Source organism: Microcoleus sp. K5-D4, from assembly GCF_036704575.1.
Classification (GTDB): domain Bacteria; phylum Cyanobacteriota; class Cyanobacteriia; order Cyanobacteriales; family Microcoleaceae; genus Microcoleus.
Map to the genome: position 1 here is coordinate 71,856 of NZ_JAUBSD010000012.1, position 20,899 is coordinate 92,754.

At 46.3% G+C, this 20,899-nt stretch carries 15 protein-coding genes, 1 tRNA gene and 1 pseudogene; 10 read left to right on the forward strand and 7 right to left on the reverse strand.

Translation table 11 applies throughout. The annotated features are described in order from the left end of the window. Nucleotides 1-145: 145 nt before the first annotated feature. The 4 genes from QUA77_RS06155 to QUA77_RS06170 all read right to left on the reverse strand — a co-directional run bounded on the left by QUA77_RS06155 (nt 146) and on the right by QUA77_RS06170 (nt 2,534). Nucleotides 146-802 carry a glutathione S-transferase gene (locus tag QUA77_RS06155; RefSeq protein ID WP_333036544.1) on the reverse strand — a complete coding sequence of 219 codons (657 nt, stop codon included), beginning with the start codon at nt 800-802 and terminating at the stop codon, nt 146-148. A 230-nt stretch (nt 803-1,032) separates the two neighbouring features. Beyond that, entirely contained in the window at nt 1,033-1,980 is a 948-nt protein-coding gene (gene trhO, locus QUA77_RS06160) for an oxygen-dependent tRNA uridine(34) hydroxylase TrhO (RefSeq protein WP_333449572.1), read from the reverse strand. A 54-nt stretch (nt 1,981-2,034) separates the two neighbouring features. Beyond that, nucleotides 2,035-2,106, reverse strand: a tRNA-Gly gene (locus tag QUA77_RS06165). A 200-nt stretch (nt 2,107-2,306) separates the two neighbouring features. Beyond that, complete coding sequence (locus tag QUA77_RS06170) at nt 2,307-2,534, reverse strand: hypothetical protein (protein ID WP_333449573.1); 228 nt, start codon at nt 2,532-2,534, stop codon at nt 2,307-2,309. An 882-nt stretch (nt 2,535-3,416) separates the two neighbouring features. Here QUA77_RS06170 and QUA77_RS06175 point away from each other — a divergent pair. Beyond that, a complete protein-coding gene (locus tag QUA77_RS06175; protein ID WP_333449574.1) occupies nt 3,417-7,154 on the forward strand; it encodes a chemotaxis protein CheB in 3,738 nt (1,245 codons plus the stop codon). Nucleotides 7,155-7,577: 423 nt separating this feature from the next. Here QUA77_RS06175 and QUA77_RS06180 read toward each other — a convergent pair whose 3' ends face one another. Then, nucleotides 7,578-9,365, reverse strand: a complete 1,788-nt coding sequence (locus QUA77_RS06180) for an efflux RND transporter periplasmic adaptor subunit (protein WP_333449575.1) — start codon at nt 9,363-9,365, stop codon at nt 7,578-7,580. A gap of 143 nt (nt 9,366-9,508) precedes the next feature. Here QUA77_RS06180 and QUA77_RS06185 point away from each other — a divergent pair, with 143 nt between their 5' ends. The 3 genes from QUA77_RS06185 to QUA77_RS06195 all read left to right on the forward strand — a co-directional run bounded on the left by QUA77_RS06185 (nt 9,509) and on the right by QUA77_RS06195 (nt 12,140). Continuing rightward, nucleotides 9,509-9,676, forward strand: coding sequence for a hypothetical protein (locus QUA77_RS06185; RefSeq protein WP_333449576.1), 168 nt, complete (start codon nt 9,509-9,511; stop codon nt 9,674-9,676). A gap of 100 nt (nt 9,677-9,776) precedes the next feature. Next, a complete protein-coding gene (locus tag QUA77_RS06190; RefSeq protein WP_333036556.1) occupies nt 9,777-10,910 on the forward strand; it encodes an AI-2E family transporter in 1,134 nt (377 codons plus the stop codon). A gap of 162 nt (nt 10,911-11,072) precedes the next feature. Continuing rightward, nucleotides 11,073-12,140, forward strand: coding sequence for an ABC transporter permease (locus tag QUA77_RS06195; RefSeq protein WP_333036558.1), 1,068 nt, complete (start codon nt 11,073-11,075; stop codon nt 12,138-12,140). A 55-nt stretch (nt 12,141-12,195) separates the two neighbouring features. Here QUA77_RS06195 and QUA77_RS06200 read toward each other — a convergent pair. Beyond that, a pseudogene (locus QUA77_RS06200) lies at nt 12,196-12,387 on the reverse strand (ATP-binding protein); the annotation flags it as partial. A 79-nt stretch (nt 12,388-12,466) separates the two neighbouring features. Here QUA77_RS06200 and QUA77_RS06205 point away from each other — a divergent pair. Further along, complete coding sequence (locus QUA77_RS06205; RefSeq protein WP_333449577.1) at nt 12,467-13,807, forward strand: tetratricopeptide repeat protein; 1,341 nt, start codon at nt 12,467-12,469, stop codon at nt 13,805-13,807. Between the two features lie 243 nt (nt 13,808-14,050). Here the strand turns inward: QUA77_RS06205 and QUA77_RS06210 are convergent, their stop codons facing one another. Next, on the reverse strand, nt 14,051-17,464 hold the full coding sequence (locus QUA77_RS06210) for a PAS domain S-box protein (RefSeq protein WP_333449578.1): 3,414 nt from the start codon (nt 17,462-17,464) through the stop codon (nt 14,051-14,053). 99 nt (nt 17,465-17,563) lie between these two features. Here QUA77_RS06210 and QUA77_RS06215 point away from each other — a divergent pair, with 99 nt between their 5' ends. The 5 genes from QUA77_RS06215 to QUA77_RS06235 all read left to right on the forward strand — a co-directional run bounded on the left by QUA77_RS06215 (nt 17,564) and on the right by QUA77_RS06235 (nt 20,708). Further along, on the forward strand, nt 17,564-17,737 hold the full coding sequence (locus tag QUA77_RS06215) for a hypothetical protein (RefSeq protein ID WP_333449579.1): 174 nt from the start codon (nt 17,564-17,566) through the stop codon (nt 17,735-17,737). Nucleotides 17,738-18,087: 350 nt separating this feature from the next. Then, the gene (locus QUA77_RS06220) at nt 18,088-18,432 is read left to right on the forward strand and encodes a hypothetical protein (RefSeq protein ID WP_242721486.1); all 345 of its coding nucleotides are present in this window, start codon (nt 18,088-18,090) and stop codon (nt 18,430-18,432) included. 220 nt (nt 18,433-18,652) lie between these two features. Then, nucleotides 18,653-19,678 carry an ABC transporter permease gene (locus QUA77_RS06225; protein ID WP_333078405.1) on the forward strand — a complete coding sequence of 342 codons (1,026 nt, stop codon included), beginning with the start codon at nt 18,653-18,655 and terminating at the stop codon, nt 19,676-19,678. Beyond that, nucleotides 19,647-19,784, forward strand: a complete 138-nt coding sequence (locus QUA77_RS06230) for a hypothetical protein (protein ID WP_333449580.1) — start codon at nt 19,647-19,649, stop codon at nt 19,782-19,784. Before QUA77_RS06225 ends, QUA77_RS06230 begins: the two co-directional genes overlap by 32 nt. A 102-nt stretch (nt 19,785-19,886) precedes the next feature. Further along, entirely contained in the window at nt 19,887-20,708 is an 822-nt protein-coding gene (locus QUA77_RS06235) for a hypothetical protein (RefSeq protein ID WP_333449581.1), read from the forward strand. Nucleotides 20,709-20,899 lie beyond the last annotated feature (191 nt).

The window sequence follows — 20,899 nt, forward strand, 5'->3', positions numbered from 1 at the left end:
GAATAACATTGCATCTTAGACTTCTTACATAAATCTTTGATTGATACGTCAACCGCAGATGTCAGGCAGATTAACACAGATAAACGCAGATATTTTTAAGAACTGAGAGCGAATGAAAGCAATCTTGTCTCTTGATTGCGAACAATTACGAGCGCCCAAAAACAACGCCTGCATTGCCCGATTCCCATTTCGCGTATTTCTGCATAACACTAGCGTAAATTTCTGAGTCTGTAAACCCTGTTAACCAAGCTTGTAGCTGTGGCCAAGGCTGTTCGTTAAACCAAGTTTGATCTGTATGAGCGAATTGACGAACAAAAGGTGCGATCGCCATATCAGCCAATGCTACATTGTTACCAAATAAATATTTAGTGGCGTTTAACTGTGAGTTGAGTTTTTCCAGCAATAAAGAACCTTCATAACGATGTACTTGGGCATCAACACCGGGATATCGATCGGGGTACTTATAACGGTCAAGATGATATTTAAATCTATCATCAAATAGAGCGATTAGTTCCAGCATTTCTGCAACAGAACCTTGCTGTGGCATCAACCATTTTTCAGGATCATTTTGCCTCAATGCCCACAACATGATATCGATACTTTGATCGAGTACGCGCCCATCAACATCAATCAATATTGGTACTGTACCTTTGGCAGATACCTCCAACATCTCTTGTGGTTTGTCTCGTAAAACAACTTCCCGCAACTCACACACCCGATTGCTAACCATTAAGGCCAAGCGCGCGCGCATAGCATAGGGACAGCGGCGGAAGGAATACAAAATCGGGTATGTTGCTGACATATAATATCAATTCCGGTTGCACCGTCCGTGATAGTTGACTGTTGACTGTTGACTGTTGACTGTTGAGTGTTGACTCGATTTTATTATTCAGATGCAACCGGAAACGATATAATTAGTCGATCGCGCGATCGGGTTTTTCGGGTCAGAAACCCCGTTCCTTCGTCGATTTCTCGTCGCTAAACAAGATTTTTCGTAGAAACGGGGTTCTTTAAGCTTAGTGAATAATAATATTAGTCGATCGCACCATCTACTTTTTCCTTCGCATCGTAACGCGCGCCTATATGTACTTGATTGCGACGCTTAGCAAGCTCAATCTGACGTTGACGTTCAGATAAGGCTTGTTTTTTTGTTTCAGTTTTTGAGTCATGACAATGAGGACAACTCACACCCAGTACAAATAATTCAGAAGCCTTATCTTCCTGACTAATCGGGTGACGACAACCGCGACAAAGTTCATAGTTTCCCGGCTTTAACCCCTGACCAACAGAAACCCGTTCATCAAAGACAAAACATTCGCCTTCCCAACGACTTTCTGCTTCCGGCACCGTTTCCAAATATTTTAAAATTCCGCCTTCGAGATGATAGACTTCATCAAAACCTTGAGTTCGCAAAAAAGCAGTAGATTTCTCGCAGCGAATACCACCCGTGCAAAACATTGCCACCTTGGGTTTAGTGCGTAAAGCAGTTTCCCGCAGCGCCCATTCAGGTAACTCAGAAAAGCTTTTTGTTTTTGGATTAATAGCACCTTCAAAAGTACCCATAGATACCTCGAAGTCATTACGCACATCAACCACGACAACATCGGGATCGTCAAGCAGCTTATTCCACTCCTCCGGCTTAACATATTTGCCAGCCATGAGGCGGGGATTAATGTCCGGTACTCCCATCGTGACGATTTCGCGCTTCAAGCGTATTTTCAGGCGGTAAAAAGGTGCTTTTTCCGAGAAAGATTCCTTGTGCACGAGATCGGCAAAACGCGGGTCACTACGCAAGAATGCCAGCACTGCGTGTACGCCCTCGGAGGAGCCGGCAATCGTGCCATTGATGCCTTCTTGGGCCAGCAAGATAGTGCCTTTGACGTTGTTGTTGTTGCAACAATCGAGTAGCGGTGCTTTCAGCTCAGCAAAATCCGGTAGTTCAACGAACTTATATAAAGCAGCGGTTAAGAAAGAAGCCATAGATTGAATTTATAGCACTAATTAATTTTCATACAAGTATGAAAATTCAGTCAAAGCGGACGGTGGGACTCGAACCCACGACGTTCAGCATGGGAAGCTGACATTCTACCACTGAATTACGCCCGCGCTTAGTGTTTTTTACCTGTTTTCACCTTCTTTGACTTTGGAGACGCAGCGGTAAAAAATGACTAGAAAAACATTGTACAACTATTTTCTGATTTTGAGTATAGCATGGGGACAATCAATTTTGGCCGATCGCCGATCGCACAACTGAGCCATGATACTGCGGCAGACGAGCCAATTGTCATCGCGGTCAAAAGCTGCCACTAAACGAGCAATCGCCTCGGTTCCGAACCTTGACAAAGACTTAGCGGCTTCGGATCGCACGTTCCGATCGCGCGATCGAACTGCATCATTTTTAACAGCGCCGCCATTGAGTCGGCTGTTTGGCTGTGCCGCCATCCCATCGCCACGAACGATCGCACCATAAACTCGCGATCGTCCACTTTCCTCAGCAACATCGGTAGCGCCACCGCAGAATAGCCCTTTCTCACAGCCGTTACCCCCCGCAGCCTGTCTTGAGAATCAGAACTTTGCCGTGCTGCTGGGAGTTCCCTAATTTCCCGAAGCCAATTAAAATATATTTTTGTTACTTTTCTTTACAATTTTAGCTAGGATTGCCGGACTTTGGGAAGATTAAAAAAATTCACTTATTAGATTCTCTCGGCCAATTAACAGCTTCAAACTTCAAAACCAGAAGAAGTTCATGAGGTATTTGGTGAATTTGAGCAATATTGGCAACGACCGATCGACGATACCCTGGAAATGACTAAAAAGGTAAAAATGCCTCAATAAGTCGTGATGAGACACTTATAAAATCATCCAGAGATAGTTTACATCGACGGGGCACTAGCGAATTTGGGATGCCACAACCTGCCTAAAAACGAAATTAATTGCCGTTCTGTAGGGTGTTCTGTTTTCTTAAGTTTATCTACTTAATTGTACAGTTTTCCCGCCGCTTCTCCCTAGCCCCACTGCTTGAGAAGGGCGGACAAGAGTTCGGTTGGAAGTTTTTTGATGAGTTGGCGGATTTAGGGGAACTGGACTCTCGGGAAAACCTTCATAGAATTGCTACGATCGCAGAATGTGGAAAATTTACTTTTTATCAAATTTTCAGAGTACATTTAGTAAAATTTATGACAAACTTCAACCATCACGATTGTCCCCGTTTAACCTGGCAGTATAGTTCTCAATAATAATAATAATAATAATAATAATAATAATAATAATAATTTGAAAATCGCACGCGTAGACTGCGCCTCAATATATCCGCAGGTAGATCGCTAATCCTTCATTTTAGAAATACCTATGATATATTTTAAAAATAAAAACGCACCATAATACTTAGTTAAAAATCCTAAAATAGGGTATAAAAAATGACTGAAAAAAAGAAGTCAAAGAAATCTCAACCTCAAGCTGGTATGAAAGCTGAAGGAAAGCAACAGAACAATCAAAATGAGTTATTTCCAGTCGTCGGAATAGGAGCCTCTGCCGGTGGATTGGAAGCCTTTACCCAATTACTCAGGCATTTGCCGATCGATACCGGCATGGCGTTTGTAATAATTCAGCATATGTTGCCGACTCAGGAAAGTGTGTTGAATGAGATTCTGGCTCGATCGACCCAGATGCCCGTGCATGAGGTAACAGAGGGGATGGCCATAGAACCAAATCAGGTCTACGTCATCCCCCCGAATTTCAGCATGACCATCGATCGAGGGGTGCTGAAGCTAAGGCCTCGCGGCAGAGTACGCGGGATGTTTATGTCCGTCGATATTTTTCTGCTTTCCCTCGCCGCAGAACGCGGGAACCAAGCCATCGGCGTCGTTTTGTCCGGGGGCGACAGCGATGGTGCCCAAGGATTAAAAGCGATTAAGGCTGCAGGCGGTATTACTTTTGCCCAATGTGAAGGATCGGCACAAGTCAGCAGTATGCCGAACACTGCGGTGGCTACGGGTCAAGTAGACTTTATCTTGACACCGGAAAAAATTGCCGAGAAAATAGCAGAGATCAGCCGTCATCCCTACATGGCCGATCAACCTGCGACAGAATCGACCACCAGTGAAGATGCAATTGAAAATAAAGATGCGATCGCCAGGATCTACAGTTTGCTGCGCGCCGCTACAGGAGTTGATTTTACTCACTACAAACAAACCACCTTGAAGCGACGGATGCAGCGGCGGATGTTGCTGTACAAGCTGGAACGGATCGAGGATTATGCCGAATATCTCCAAAACACCCCCACAGAAGTAACGGCGCTTTATCACGATGTTTTCATTCATGTCACCAGCTTTTTCCGTGACCCCGAAAGCTTTGAGGCTTTAAGCAGCAAAGTTTTTCCCGAAATCGTTAAAGATAAATCACCGAAAACACCGATCCGAATTTGGATTGCCGGCTGTTCAACCGGCGAAGAAGCTTACTCGATCGCCATCTGCTTGTTAGAGTTTTTAGCAGATCGAGGTACGGATCTGCCGATTCAGCTTTATGCGACCGACATCAGCGAAAATGCGATCGCCCATGCGCGCCGTGGCTTTTATACGCCAGCCCAAGTCGCCGATATTTCACCCCAACGCCTGCATCGATTCTTTGTGCAAGTCGAGGGCGGATACCAAATCGCTCAGTCGGTGCGCGAACTCTGCGTCTTTGCTAAACAAAACCTGATCAGCGATCCGCCGTTTTCCCGGATGGATTTGATAAGCTGTCGGAACGTGCTGATCTATCTGGGCCCGCCGTTGCAGAAAAAGCTGCTGCCAATTTTCCACTATGGGCTTCGGCCCGCGGGCTTTTTGCTGTTAGGCACTTCGGAAACGGTTGGTGACTTTTCAGAATTGTTTGCGCTATTAGACAAAAAGAACAAAATTTATACTAAAAAACCGTTGTCGCATTGGCTCAGCATGGATTTAACTGCTAGCAACTATCCTGCGACACTCCTCAACCCTCTACCGCTGCTGACGGAAAGCTTAAACGAAATCGAAATCGAGAAACAGGCCGATCGCATTGTTTTGAATCACTATGCGCCTGTCGGCGTCGTAATTAACACCGCCAGGGAGATTCTGCAATTTCGAGGACAGACTAATGCCTACCTAGAACCGTCTCCCGGTAGGGCTAGCTTGAATTTGCTGAGAATGGCAAAAGAAGGATTGCGCGTCGAACTCCGCACTGCAATTGAACAGGCCTCCAAGCAGCAGTTGCCGATCGCGCGCGAAGGCTTGCAAATTAGAGAAAGGGATCGTATCCGCCAGGTCAAAATTAATGTGATTCCATTCCCAACAGGCGCTGCCACAAAAAACTATTTTTTAGTTTTGTTTCAAGACGAGCCGCCGATCCCTGCAATGCCTGCTGCTGTAAACAATGGTAGAGTCAACTCCGATGCTTTAGAGGGTGAAACTTTGGAGATTGCGAGGCTGCAACAAGAACTCAAAACCACAAAAGACCACCTGCAATCGATGGTCCAAGAACATCAAGCCGCTAACCAAGATTTGAGAGCCGCCAACGAGGAGATTTTGTCGAACAACGAAGAGTTGCAAAGTACAAATGAGGAACTCGAAACCGCAAAAGAAGAGATTCAAGCAACCAATGAAGAACTGAACACGATTAATGACGAATTGCAGCGGCGCAATGTTGAATCGACTCAGGTGAGTAACGATTTACAGAATCTGCTCAGCACCATCAATATTCCGATTCTGATGCTGGGAGGCGACCTGCGAATCCGCCGATTTACTCCCGCAATCGAAGGCATCTTCAACTTGATTTCTAGCGATGTCGGGCGCTGTTTGAGCGACATCACTCACAAGTTGATACTGCCGGAGTTAGAGCCAATGATTTTAGAGGTGATTCGCACGCTCAATTTGAAAGTTCAGGAGGTTCAAGATCGAGAGGGTCATTGGTACGATCTGCATATTCGACCGTATAGGACGATCGATCACAAGATTGATGGGGCTGTGGTGATGTTGGTAGATATCCACGATCTCAAAGTCAGCGCCCAGCAGTTGATGGAAGCGAAAAACTACGCCGAAACGATCGTGGAAACCGTGCGGGAACCGTTGCTAGTGTTAGATCTCGACCTGCGGGCGCTCACCGCCAACCGTTCTTTCTACGAGACGTTTCAGGTGCTGCCGAACCAAACTGAGCAGCGCTCATTGTTCGATCTAGGTAATGGACAATGGAATATTCCCAAGTTGCGATCGCTCCTAACAGAAATTCTGGCAGGAAATCCCGAGTTTCAAGATTTTGAGGTCGAGCATGACTTTGAGCAGATCGGGCAAAAAATAATGCTGCTCAATGCCCGCAAAATGCCTCCCATCGGCGATACACAGATGATTCTGTTGGCGATGGAGGATATCACAGAGCAAAAACAGTTAGAGACAGAACGCAGCCTTCGGATTCAAGAACAATCGGCTCGTGTGGCTGCTGAGGATACCAACCGCATCAAAGATGAGTTTTTGTCCGTCCTCTCTCACGAACTGCGGACGCCGCTCAATGCGATGATTGGCTGGGCACAGTTGCTGCGCCTGAAAAAATTTGACCAGGCTAAAACTGAGGAGGCGCTAAAAACGATCGAGCGCAGCGCCAAAGCACAAAACCAGCTCATTGATGACATATTAGACGTGTCGCGGATTAGCACAGGCCAATTTCGGCTCAATCCTTCTCAACTTGAGCTGAATCCTCTGCTTGAAAATGCGATCGGGGTGATTCGTTTCGCAGCAGAAGCCAAAAATATTCAAATTGAATCTAAGCTAAGTCCTTTAAAACCAAAGATTTTGGGCGATCCAAGTCGCTTACAACAAGTGGTGTGGAATCTACTTTCAAACGCGATTAAATTCACCCCAGCCGGAGGCAGAATTGACATCGCATTAGACTACATCGATGGCATGGCTCAAATCCAAGTTAGCGATACTGGTAAGGGTATTCACGCTGATTTTCTCCCCTATGTGTTCGATCGCTTCCGTCAGGCGGATAGTAGCTTCTCTCGCAGAGACTCAGGATTGGGGCTAGGACTCTCGATCGTCCGTCATTTAGTAGAACTCCACGGCGGTACTGTTACTGCAACAAGTCCGGGTGAGGGACAAGGGGCAACGTTTACCGTGAGGTTGCCGGTACGAACAGATATCCCATGATTGTTGACTGTTGATTGTTGACTGTTGAGGGTTGATTGTGAGTCAAAAAACTTAAAATAGGGCGCTATATTTGTTGGCAGCTTGATTCGACTTTATCAGGACGATGAAGCGCGGATTTGATATCATTCCCGCGCAGCCGGAATTAATATTATTTCTAATCTTCTCTCCTGATCTGATATCGTTTCCGGTTGCCTCACAATAATAAAATCGAGTCAACAGTTAACACTCAACCATTGAGTTTTTCCACCCCTCCTTCTACTACAGTCAACAGTCAAAAATAATTGATATTATTTCTAATCTTATCTCCTGATCTGATATCGTTTCCGCTTGCATCACAATAATAAAATCGAGTCAACAGTCAACAGTCAACAGTCAACAATCAACAGTTAACCATGATAAGGAGTGCAACCGGAAGCGATATAACTATTTAGCAACCTTAACCTCAGCGCCATCCTTAAGAAAACCAGTCCCAGTAACAACCACCCGATCGCCCGCCTTCAAACCCTTTTTAACCACCACCTTAGCAGCAGTCAAATCGTTCACCGCACCCCCGGAAATTTCCCCAAGTTCCACCGGTTGAGCTTGCACCTTGTCCTGCCCGACAAGTTTATAAACAATAGAACTGCCGTCAGGTTGCGGCAAAATAGCTTTAGCGGGGACTTTCAAACCTTGAGCCATTGCCGTCGAAATGGATGCGCGCAAAAACATTCCCGATCGCAAAAACTCGCTTGCCGGCAAATCAATCTTCACCGTAGCTTGCCGATTTTGCGGGTCAACTACCGGCGAAATCTCTCGCACAGTTCCTGACAACTTAATCCGCTTGTCAGAATCCGAAGAAATTTGCACTGCTGTTCCCGGCCGCACTTGCGAAACCTGAGTTTCCGGTACTTTCAATTGCAGTTCCAGCTTGTTGCCGCGAATAATCGAAAAGAGTTTTTGACTTCCCGAAGAAACATCGCCAACTCGACCAATTCTTTCAGCCACAGTGCCACTATCCGGCGCTCGAACAATTGTTTGTTCGAGTTGAGTTTGTAACTGTTTGACTTGTGCATCATTGCTGCGGACACTTGCTGCGTTATTTCCGACATTTGCTCTCGCACTGCTGATACTCGCTCCGGCCGTATTCACTTTAGCACGAGCGCTGGCGAGGGCTGCTCTAGCCGTACTGATATTAGCTTCAGCAGTAGCTACTTTAGCAATAGAAGATTGCACTTCTTCCGCTGCTTTATTCTGTTCTTCCAAAGCTGTATTCAAGTCAGCTTTAGCTTTGTTCAAGTCTTGAACAGCAGTCTGCCGTTCCGTCTTTCGCCTTTCCAAATCTTGCTGACTAATTACTCCCTGAGTCGCCAAATCTTGGGTGCGGTTTACTTCTCTTTGAGCTTGATCTAATTTTGCCTGGGCGGAGGCAATGCCTGCTTTAGCTTGAGTGACACCGGCTTTAGCTTGTTCCACACCAGCCCTTGCCTGCCCGACGCCTGTTCTGGCTTGCGCTGCGTCAGCGATGGCTTTTTCAACGCCAGCTTGGGCTTGAGCAACGCCGGCTTGGGCTTCTTGTTGGGCTGACTCGGCTTGCTCTACCTGAGCTTGGGCTTGTTCTACCGTAGAATTGGCCGATTGTACTCCCGCAAGCGCTTCGGCAATTTGCGATCGTAGCACCGAATCGTCCAAAACCGCCATCGTCTGACCTTTTTCTACGGCATCCCCTTCATTCACCAACACCTGCTTGATTTGCAAACCGTTGGCCTGTGGCAGCACTGGCAGCAAGTCATAGGCTGCCACGGTGCCCGTCGCTTCCACAGTTTCACCCACCTGGGCAGATTCCACAGGCGCCACTGTCACAGCCTGAGCCGTCGCCTGCTGAGTTGCCGACGGAATGGGAGCTGCGGGACGCGAACTCTGATTTCCCCCAGTCAAGTTGACTGCTAGCAACGTTGCAGCAACACCCATCCCTGCGCCCGCCAACAAGGCAGGCCACCTGATTTCTTTGCGGGGTCCAACTTCAGTTGCTTCTGGTTCCCAAACTTGTTCCTCCTCGATATCTGGAACTTCCAGCGCCACTTCTCGTTCATCATCCTCACCGGAGAATTGCCAGCGAGAGTTGTCTGAGACTTCACTTTCAGCTACATCCACTGCTGAGTTCCTGTCGCGCCCGCTCTCCACGGGGGGAAGGGGTTGCTTTTCTTCCGCTTCTGAAAAAACTTGATTGGTCACGGTAGTTCCTCTCGCCGCTATTAGCCTTTGGTTTTTTTATTGTAAAGAAAGATTGCGGTTTTTATATTTGATTCATTTTAGCGGATAGCCTCAGCAATCCCGCGTCCCCCTTTTGGGTGAGTGTGGCGTCGTTTCACCTTACAATGGCGAATAGATCGGAGTTTGTGCGATCGACATTTAATTTGATCTGCGTGCGGGGCATACTGAATATTAGCGCGATGGGCGATCGTGGGGTCGATCGGGCTGTCATTGTCTCTCCCCAAGTGGTTTGGCCCTCACCAACCTATCAATGCGGAGAAAAGTCTGTCTAATCTTGAACTGATTCTTCCTAACTTATACTCTAATGTGTTTATTGTATAATACGGCACATCTGCTAAAAAACTTGTGCCACTTTATTTAAAAAAAATCAAAATGAATAGTCTCTTTTCTCCCCTCCAACAGTTTCTAATTACTTGGCTGCTACTGCTAGTGACGGGATGGTTTACCCTGACTGCTGTCAGTTATGTTGGGGAACTGGTCAGCATTTTAGTAACCGCGGGACTCGTTGCATTTTTATTAAATTATGCAGTAAAAAGACTGCAAGTATTTTTGCCCCGGGGAGTCGCTGCGGGGCTGGTTTATTTAACTGCGGGTGTGATAGTAGTAGTAATCGGTTTAACTATAGTGCCGCCGGTGTTGGGCCAAGCGAGCCAGTTGGGGGTGAGGTTGCCGGAATTGCTGGAGTCGGGGCGGCTGCAGCTAGGTGAATTTCAAGCCTGGAGTGCCGAGCGCAATTTACCGTTTGACGTGCAAATATTGGAGCAGCAACTGTCAGCTAGAGTCCAGGGACAAGTCCAGGCGATCGCCGGTACGGGTTTAGGCTTAGTTGTAGGTACTGTTAACTGGTTTGTGGACTTAATTTTTATTGTGGTGATTTCCTTTTATATGCTCCTAGACGGGCAAAGAGTGTGGCAGGGTTTGACCAGCATTTTTTCCCCAGAAATTCGCTATGTTTTAACAGAAACTTTGGAGCGAAACCTCCAGCGGTTTGTATCGGGACAGTTATTGCTGGGACTATTTATGGCCATCTCGCTAACTTTGGCTTTTTGGTGGCTGCGAGTTCCGTTTTTTCTGTTGTTTGCCGTGTTTATAGGATTGACGGAAATAATTCCGTTTATTGGAGCAACTTTGGGAATTGGCACTGTTAGTATAATTGTAGCGTTTATTGATTGGTGGCTGGCGCTGCAAGTCTTGGTAGTGGCGATCGGTCTCCAGCAAATCAAGGATAATTTAGTAGCTCCCCGAATCATGGGCAATCTTACCGGATTGAGCCCGGTAGTTATTTTCACAGCTTTGCTGTTAGGAGGTAGAGTGGGAGGATTGTTGGGAGTTATCCTGGCAATTCCGCTCACTGGGGTTGTAAAAAGTATAGTAGAAATTGTACTCAATCCCAAATTGCCGCCCCAAACAGGCTCGTTTTTCTACAATCCTTTTAGCGGCGAGGAATTGGGGAAAATAGCAGAAGATGAAAGCAGAATAATCTTGGTCGGAGATGAACAAAAGTAGTTTAATTGTTGTAGTAAGTAATTCAGTTATGAAAACTTTTATAAGTCAGGAATTAACTTTTTGCTGCTGAGTCCATCAAGAAAAAACTAAAGTCTCTACAAAGAAATTTAAGAACTTTAGTCTTGATTACTAACCCACTTAAAATCTCAACCCTAAAAACTTATGAAATGGTGGCAAAATCTTAGAAAAAATCCTCTAGCTCGGTTAGGAGCAGTGCTACTGTTAATTTTTTATACAGTCGCACTTTTAGCCGAATTTGTGGCACCTTACGACCCCTATGACTCTCAATTAAACGGTTCATTGCTGCCGCCGACTCAGATTTATTTAAGCACCCAAGACGGGCGATTTATCGGGCCCCACGTTTATCCTACTACTCAGGGCCCAGTGGATGCGAATACCGGCGCTCGCGAGGTAATTGTAGACTTGCAAAAACCCTCTGCTGTCGGTTTGTTTGTCAAAGGTTCCCCCTATAAATTTTTAGGATTTTTGCCTTTTGACAGACACCTGTTTGGCACTACAGGAGAAGGTCAAATTAACCTTTTAGGAACGGATGAACAAGCGCGCGATCAATTCAGTCGCTTAGTACACGGCAGCAGAATTAGCCTCAGCATCGGTTTAGTGGGCATAGCCATTTCTTTTCCCTTGGGATTGTTTATCGGAGGCATATCGGGTTATTTCGGCAGTTGGATTGATAGTATTTTAATGCGCTTCGCCGAAGTATTGATGACGATTCCCGGTCTTTATTTATTAGTAGCGCTAGCAGCAGTGTTGCCCCCGGGATTAACCAGCGCCCAGCGATTTATATTGATTGTGCTCATTACTTCATTTATCAATTGGGCGGGTTTGGCGCGGGTAATTCGCGGTCAGGTACTGTCAATTAAACAGCTAGAATTCGTGCAAGCGGCGCGGGCAATGGGCGCCAACCCAATTTATATCATTGTCCGCCACGTTTTGCCACAAACTGCTACTTATGTAATTATTTCTGCTACTTTGTCTGTTCCGGGTTTTATTGTAGCCGAGTCGGTTTTGAGTTTAATTGGCTTGGGAATTCAACAGCCCGATCCTTCTTGGGGGAATTTACTATCCCTGTCTACTAATGCTTCGATTTTAGTGTTGCAGCCTTGGTTGGTTTGGCCTCCGGCGATACTGATTATTTTGACTGTTTTGGCGTTTAATTTATTGGGGGATGGGTTGCGGGATGCTCTCGATCCGAGAAGCATTCAAAGGTAATTTGGAGTTAGTAATTTCTAGTTTCCAGGCAGAGCAGATGTAACAGTTACGCCCTCTAATTTGGCGGATTAATCGGCAAGCGAATGGTAAAAGTAGAACCAACACCCTCCTGACTTTTTACGGAAATATTGCCGCCCATCATGAGGCAAAAACGCTGGCTGATTGCTAGTCCCAAACCGGTGCCGCCGTACTTGCGGGTGGTGGAAGCGTCTGCTTGGGTAAAGGGTTGGAAAATGTGCTGCAACTGTGGGCTACAATTATCTTCAAGTATATACCTGCAATTTGCTGTAAAATTTTTTCAGTAATCTAATTATTCCAGTCGGCTCGTGAAATTAGAACAGGCCTTAGCTCAATATACTGATGCTCTCACTAACCTAAAATTGGCCAAGTCTGAACCCTCAGAAATAAAAGTTCTCCAGATTTTAGTTGCTCGCGATGCCATCAAAGAAGCACTCAGCGATAAAACCCAGATTTCTTTGGAAAGTTTGGCTAAACTACTCGAATTGGACAACTTCCTGAAACAACAAGCCGATGCGATCGCCAGAGGAGCAAAATTAGCAGAATGGCGATCGACATTTCACCCCTCCCCAGAAGCTTGGTGGTGGTTCCTCGAACCGACTTCCGACGAAAAAGTTTCCCAATCACATCCCCTCGATCCGTTGTTCAACGGGCTGACAATCGCTGGATTGACGGCGGTAGGGGCCTATATGACAACCTTCATCCAACTCTTTTCCACGGGAGGTTTCGGTATCGCTGAAACCTTTGGCCTGCTGGGACAAGGAGGGTTACTTCTCACGCTAATCCGCACCTTGCAGAACACAGGACAAGATAAGATTAAAAACATCCTCAAAAAACTTAATATTTCTCCCCAGTTTCACAGTCAAGCAACCTTGGGAATTACCGCAATGTTATTGTTGGCTTCTGTGGGAGTCTATAACTTTTTGCCTCGGATTGGGGAGTGGAACTCTCAAGAGGGAGACAAACTGTACAAAAAAGGTTTACTGGTAAAAGCCAAAGCGAAATACGAGCAAGCGGTCAAAATAACTCCCGAGAATTCTGACATTCTAATTGCCTTGGGAAAAATCTCCGAATCTTTGGGATATCTAGATCAAGCTCAAAAGCATTATCAGATAGTTTTAGAGCGAGGAGATGCCCGCGCCTTTAATAATTTAGGTCGCGTTTATATTAGCCAAGGAAAACTGAGTTCCGCTGAATCTTTACTGCGAATTGGATTACAACAAGCGTTGCCTAAAGGACCTAGAAAAAAAGATGACAATCATCAACTCAACTATGAACTGCGTCTAAACTTGGGCTGGGTACTGCTCGAACAAAAACTTTACGACGAGGCTGAAAAAGAACTCCGAAAAGCAGTTGATCTAGACGAAAAAATTATAGAACAACAGCTCGGTGGAGGCATGGCTTATTGCTTACTCGCAGAGGTTAGGAAAAAGGTTATGGAAGGGAGAAAAGATAAAACAAACGACAAACAGCGAGCGGACGATAAAAAAAATAAATTGGACTGGGAAAAAAAGTGTATGAGCAAGGCTCGTCCCGAAACGCTAGCTCAGTATAAATGGTTTATTGATAAGGGAAAACGAGATATGGCTGAAAACATAAATACGAGTGGGGTGGTGGATGGAGAATCTAACCCAAGTACACAGCCGTGATGACTAAGATAAAAGTAAAAAATAAAACCTAAACAGAATGTTCTTTTTACTTTTAGTTTCCCTACTTCGTTTAAAGTCCCCATTTTGTAGGGGAACTTCTTTTGTAAGGTGCGCCAGCATTCTTTTTTTCTCAAATTGAATGCTGCGTGTGCCATCCTATCATTTCCGGTTACACCGGAATGATGTTGACGGTTGACGGTTGACAGTGAACAGTGAACAGTGAACTCGGATTTACTATCAACCCTAATTTGGCGGATTAACAGGTAAGCGGATGCTGAAAGTAGAACCAACACCCTCCTGACTTTTTACTGAAATATTGCCACCCATCATTAGGCAAAAACGCTGGCTTATTGCTAGTCCCAGACCAGTGCCGCCGTACTTGCGGGTGGTGGAAGCGTCTGCTTGGGTAAAGGGTTGGAAAATGTGCTGCAACTGGTCGGGAGTCATCCCAATTCCTGTATCTGTACAATTAACAACTAAAAATTCTTTAGTAGCAATTGAAGATTGAGAACTTGCCGCAGGTTCAGAAGTGTTTTCAGGTTTTGCTTCGCTGCTGTCGTCCGCAAATTTTTCTCGGCTGGCTGTGAGGGTAATTGTACCGTTTTGAGTGAATTTGGCGGCATTGCTCAGCAAATTTAATAAAATCTGCTGCACTTTGGTAATGTCACCGTGCATAGTGCCGATATTCGTAATTTGGTGCAGGTTTAGAGTGTTGCCGTTTTTCTCAATTAGCGGCGCGGCGGTGGATGCTACTTCTTCAATTAAGGCGGCGATGTCGAAGGTTTCTAAGTAAAGATCCATGCGACCGGCTTCGATTTTAGAAATGTCGAGAATGTCGTTAATTAGCGATAGCAAGTGTCTGCCGGAAGTGCGAATTTTGTCTAAATCTGGGGTGAGTTCATCGTAACCCAATTCTGCGGTTTCTTCTTGGAGCATTTCGCTGTAGCCGATGATGGCATTCAGAGGTGTTCGCAGTTCGTGGCTCATGTTTGCTAAAAATGCGCTTTTTGCGGTGGAAGCGGCTTCGGCTGCTTCTAGGGCGAGTTGCAAGGCGGATTCAAAGACTTTGCGATCGCTAATATCCTCGACGCTGCCTTCATAGTAGAGTACCTCGCCGTTGGCGTCGCACACTGCACGCGCGCTTTCGGAAATCCAAATTACCTTGCCGTCAACGCGGTAAACTTGTGACTCAAACCCCGAAACTTCTCCGAATTGTTCCATCACCCGCATAAACTTGTCGCCCTGCTGAGGATTGACGTAAGCTTGCTGCCTGATGTTTGTGAGATTTGATGTCAATTCTTCGGGAGTGGCGTAGCCATAGATGCGGGCTAAAGCTGGATTTACGCTCAAAAAGTGGCCTTCGGGGGTTCTTTGAAAAATCCCTTCGACGGCATTTTCAAAGATGCTACGATATTTTTGTTCTGCTTGACGCAAAGCGCTTTGTGTACGATCGCGCTCGCTGGCTTCGATCGCCAATGATACTAAATCTGCGAGGGAAGCAGCAAAATTTTGTTCTTCTAATGTCCAGTTGCGAGTAGTTCCCACTTGTTCGATACAGATGACTCCCACTGTTTGTCCGCCGAGGCGCACTGGCGCGTCTAAGGTAGAAGTAGTGCCAGCTTGTGAAAAGTAAGATTCGGCAAATTCTCTAGTTCTAATATCTGAGAGAGCGTCCTCGGCTGCGATCGTCCGGTGTTCTTCCAAAGCTTTAAAATAAGCTGGATAGTCTGCTGCTGCGAGTTCATTACCTTGGGAATGCTGGTGGTTGCTGCGGCTAAATTGGTCGAGACATTGCAGTTTCGATCGGCTTTCATCGTACAACCATGCTCCGGCTCGTTCTGCATCTAGGGTATGAGCCGCCGCTTCGGTGATTTGCCTCAAAGCTACTTGCAAATCGCCTCGATACAGCGCTTTATTTCTTGCCAATTCTACCAAAACCGTATTTTGTTTGAGCAATTGTTTTTGCCTTTGGCGTCGCGCCGATTCGGCTCGCTTCTGTTCGGTAATATCGCGGGCTACCATAATGACGGATTGTTCGGAAAGCGGTGAAATGCTGGCTGCAAAACAAACTTCGCGGTCGTCAATGGTTAAATCGTACTCGATGCTGACAGTTTGCTGAGTATCTAAAGCTCCTCTGATGTGGTTGAGAAAATTGTCCGCTGTAGCTTGCGGCAACACCTCTCCGACTGTTTTGCCAAGTAATTCTTCGATTGGTTTGTAGAGCAGAGAAAGATTTGTGGGCGCGATTTTTAAATAGCGACCGCTAGCGTCTAGAACTATAATTAATTCATTCATAGCTGCAAACAAAGCCCGCAATTCTGCTTCTGCGGCTTCGAGTTCGGCAGTCCGCTCTGCTACTCGCTGTTCTAAACTAGAGTTGGTTTGTTCTAAGGCAACAAAAGACGATCGCAATTGTCTCGCCATTTGGTTGAAAGACTGAGCCAGGAGACCGAGTTCTTTGACTCCTTGAACTTCGACTTGGCCGTCTAATTCTGGGGAGGTGAAGTCGGATGATTCCGACATTTTTGTTAAAGCTTTGGAAGCTTGCAACAATCGGGTAATCGGTTTGACAACCCAGCGAGTGGTGAAAATTCCGAGTGCGCTCGCCAGTACGAAGGCAAAAAAGCACAATAAGATAGTTGTCCGAGTGTTGGCGTTAATTTGCTCCATAAAATCTGCTTCCGGGATTGCAACTACAATCAGCCAATCGAGGCCGCGACCGTCTTGCAGGGGAACAACGGTAATAAATTGACGTTTGCCGTCTATCTCGAAGGTAAACTGTCCTTGGCTGTCAATTTTTTCAAAACTACCAAATCGTTGTTGCAAGTATGTGGAGGCCGATCGAATTAGCAAATTTTTGCTCTGTGTCGCCAACAGCCGTTTTTGTCCGTCTTTGTCGGTGACAAAGGGCAGTTCGTCTGTGGAACTGGCGACTATTTCCCCGCTGCGTTCGATCGCAAAGACTTGTCCCGACGGGCTAATTTTGATGCTTTTAAGAAAATCGCTGATTTGAGAAAGAGTTAGGTCAATTGCCAGTACCCCCTGCAGGCTACCCGTTTGGTTGTAGATGGGCATCACCGGCGTAATCCCCAGCACTGGCGGTGCTGCGAAGGTGTAGATGGGAGACCAAGTGGCTTTGCCTGACTGTTTGGCAGCTTTGTACCACGGTCTAGTACGGGGGTCATAGGGGAAGGTTTTGATTAGCTCAGTGCGATTTCCTTGGCTATCTAGGCGATAAATTTGGCGGTTTGGAGCGGTTGATTCATCTCTGATGTATACTAAATGTTCTGCTTCTCGCTTGAGCAAGAGGAATCTGCCCTGTTCGTCGCCGTAGTAGATGGTTGTATTTCGATCGCTCAGCTTGGTCTGGTTCCACAAATAGCGCTCTAAGTTGGGGAAGTCTTCCGGATCTAAGTTTCCAGAGGCGATCGCAGCAGTATTCATTTGCAGAAATAAATGAGACACATCCCCAAAACTGCGGAAATTTTCTTTCGTCCTCGCTGCAACTTCCAAGCTTAACCTAGTAGCAAGGTCATTGACGGCTTTCTGGCCGTTGCGAAACGACAGCCATCCAGTCACGCCGACTGCTACGGAGATTTGCACCACCAGCGGTATCAACAAAACTAGGCTCAGTGACATCTTGGGCGAGCTTTTCATCACACAACTGCTCAGACTTTTCAATAACATCAATATTCTGACACCTACCTGGTTTGCCTATCGTTTGTCGCTTCAAAGGGCGCCTCGATATAAGTTACAATGTTGTACACAAATAGTGAAGTGCAGTCGCTGGTCGCTCAAAACGGGGCTGAGGTTTCCACCACTACGGTAAAAAATTGTAATATTAATCATGCCACTACTTGTCTGAATGTGGCGATCGCTCTGGGGACTCCCGGTCAAAAAGTCACACTCCATAAAAAAAAGCAACTTTAGGCCCGTAATCCACACCCTGCTTGTCATCAGTCATTGCCAATTATTTAATTTTTTAATCTAAACTTTTAAATCTAAAATAACCTAACTTTCTCCGGGTGGGCATTGTCTTCCTTACGCCTGGTTAATAAAATTTTAATTTTAATTTTTTCTACAGTGCCAGGACAAATGTAAATTCTGTGACAATCTGGTGTTAAAAAATTTGCTATTAATAAGATAAGCCGCCAAAATCCTGAGCGACTACAAAGAGGATAATTGAAGCATCTGCATTTCATCAACGCCAGCAAAGTAAAGCGTTTTTGGCTTTTTGGGACGCTCGACATTTTGGCAAAATAATACTTCTGGAGGATGACATGAACTATACATTTGAAATCCTAGGCGTATCTCCAACTTTAACATTTTTTAACCAGCAGCAGGAATTGCTGCAACAACAGCAGCCGTCCGGTGTAGAATACTTGGCAAACCGCAAGTGCACTCTCGATGCGTTTGTGGCATCCGTAGAGACAGTTTCTCCTAACCGCGGCTGGGATGTCGATCGAGTTGTAGACACCGTGATTAGTTTCTGGATGAACAATTCCGATAGCATCCAGTATTGGAGACACAGGCTCCAGGATGCCGGCAGCGAAAACTTGTTAGTAGCCAGAGTAGGCGATATCAAGTCTTTGCAAGCTGCATTTGAATCGCTGCTGGGGGAATAAGAAAATCGGGAATTGCGAAAAAGTCGATCGACAATCGCTAAAACTGAGATCTTGCGCCATTCTCAATCATCCTTTCAGGGCTGGCTAGGAGCAACGGTTCAAAATAAAATTTATCTGTTGTGGAACAGGCATCTTTCCTGTTCTTGAGAATAGTGCAAGATGTAAGTAAAATCCACTCAACTGTCTATTTTCAATTTCCAATTCGCAATTCCCAAATATTATGTCTCGTTCCAAAGCCCTGCAATCTTATATTTTTCTCCGCTTGCTTCTCGCACCCCTAATGTTGTGGACAATCACCACAGCAGTATTTTTATTGTTGCGGGCCACTCCGGGCGACCCCATAGATGCCATTCTCGGCTCACGAGCTCCCGCAGCAGCCAAAGAAGCAATGCGAACTCAACTCGGCCTGGACGCACCCCTGTGGCAGCAATATCTCAAATACATGAAAGACTTGTTGAGCTTCGACTTGGGAACCTCCATCACCACTCGCGGACAAACCGTGTGGCAAATTATCGGAGATTATTTCCCCGCTACAGTGGAATTAGCAGTTTGTAGCATGGCCATAGCTTTAATTGTCGGCATCAGTATCGGTTCCCTGGCAGCATCCCGCCCCAACACTATTTTCGATGCTGCGGGCCGTTTGTTTGGCATTATTACTTACTCGCTGCCCGCTTTTTGGGCCGGCATGGTTTTGCAATTAATTTTCGCGGTGCAGTTGGGATGGTTTCCCTTGGGAACTCGCTTTCCCGTGACATTCCCCGCCCCCGAAGGCTACACAGGACTATACACGATTGACAGTCTCCTGAGCGCTAACCCTGGTCAGTTTCTCACATCTTTGCATTATTTGGCACTTCCAAGTTTGACGTTGGGGATTCTTTTGAGCGGCATTTTCGAGCGCATTGTCAGAGTGAATCTCAAGCAAACTTTGCAAGCAGATTATGTCGAAGCAGCTAGAGCTAGAGGTATTCCCGAATTCCAGATTTTATGGGCTCACGCTCTGAAAAATGCACTAATTCCGGTGATTACTGTCTTAGGATTGACTTTTGCTGCACTGTTGGGCGGTGCTATTTTAACAGAGGTTACTTTTTCTTGGCCCGGGTTGGCAAATCGCCTTTACGAAGCGATTAGCTTGCGGGATTATCCAACTGTTCAAGGTATTGTGGTGTTTTTTGCGGCAATTGTCGTAATTGCCAGCATTGTAATTGATATTTTGAATGCTTACGTTGACCCGCGAATTCGGTACTAAAAATATCAAGGAAGAAGGGCAACGGATGGGCGACAGTGGCACTATTGGCTTTTTCTACCTGTACTTTCTGCGTTCGCCAGATGTTGCAGCCAGCGGTGGCCCATAAGAAGCAGTTGTCAAAAAGATCGATCGGCTTTTAGAGTGACGACACTTGGCAATTTATGGGCAATACTGGAGAAAATAAAATTATACATTTGAGGAAACGCTGATGAGATTATTGCGAACAATCGCCGCTCTATCGGCGGTCTTGACCCCATTGATGGCTGAAGCTGCCTTTAGCCGTCCCATGCCGGAAATAGCCGATTTTCCCAGAGCCTCAAACCCCCAAGTAAATGTGCCTGTTTGTTTGATCGAAACTCCAGGCGGCACAACTTTTGATTTAGTCAGCTTGTGCGGCAGCAATGCTGCTCCCCAAAACACTGCTCCGGTTGCGGGCAACCCCGCCAATGCTCCTGCAAATAACCCCAATGGGGCTGCTCCGCCTCCTCCCCCGAACCCCAACGCCCTCACCAGAGATGCTGTCGGCACCCCGATAACTACTCCAACAGGCACGGCAAATCCCAACAATCAGAATAATCAGAATCCGGGAACTTCGCCCGCAGGTACTCCCAACAATGCAAATCCGGGAACTTCGCCCGCAGGTACTCCCAATGCCAATCCGGGAACTTCGCCCGCAGGTACTCCCAATGCCAATCCGGGAACTTCACCGAGTACCAATCCCAATGCCAATCCGGGAACTTCACCGAGTACCAATCCCAATAATCTCAATCCGGGAAGTTCGCCCTATATCACTCCCAATAATCCCACTCCGGGAACTTCGCCGAATACCAATCAGAATAATCTCAATCCGGGAAGTTCACCGAGTACCAGTCCCAATAATAGTGCGTCTCCCACGGGTGGAACTGCTGGCGGCGGCAACGGCGATTTAGTTCCCAATCCCAATATCAATCTTCCGAGAGTACCGCCGAGTTCCTTTGGCCCTGGAGGTGTGGCACCGACTAGAGATGCGATTGATGGCCCCCGCCAGTAATAGGCGAAGTGTCAGAACTTTTACAGAAACCGGGTTTCTCGGAAACGTTCTCTTTTTAAGGGATATTTCACCCGCGAGAAAGCCGGAATATTTATTTTCCTGCGTAATATTGATGTAAGGATTCAGGTAAAAAATAGTTCCGCAGAGAGCCGAAAAATATGGTAATGTAGTCAGATGAGCGAAAAGCCAGA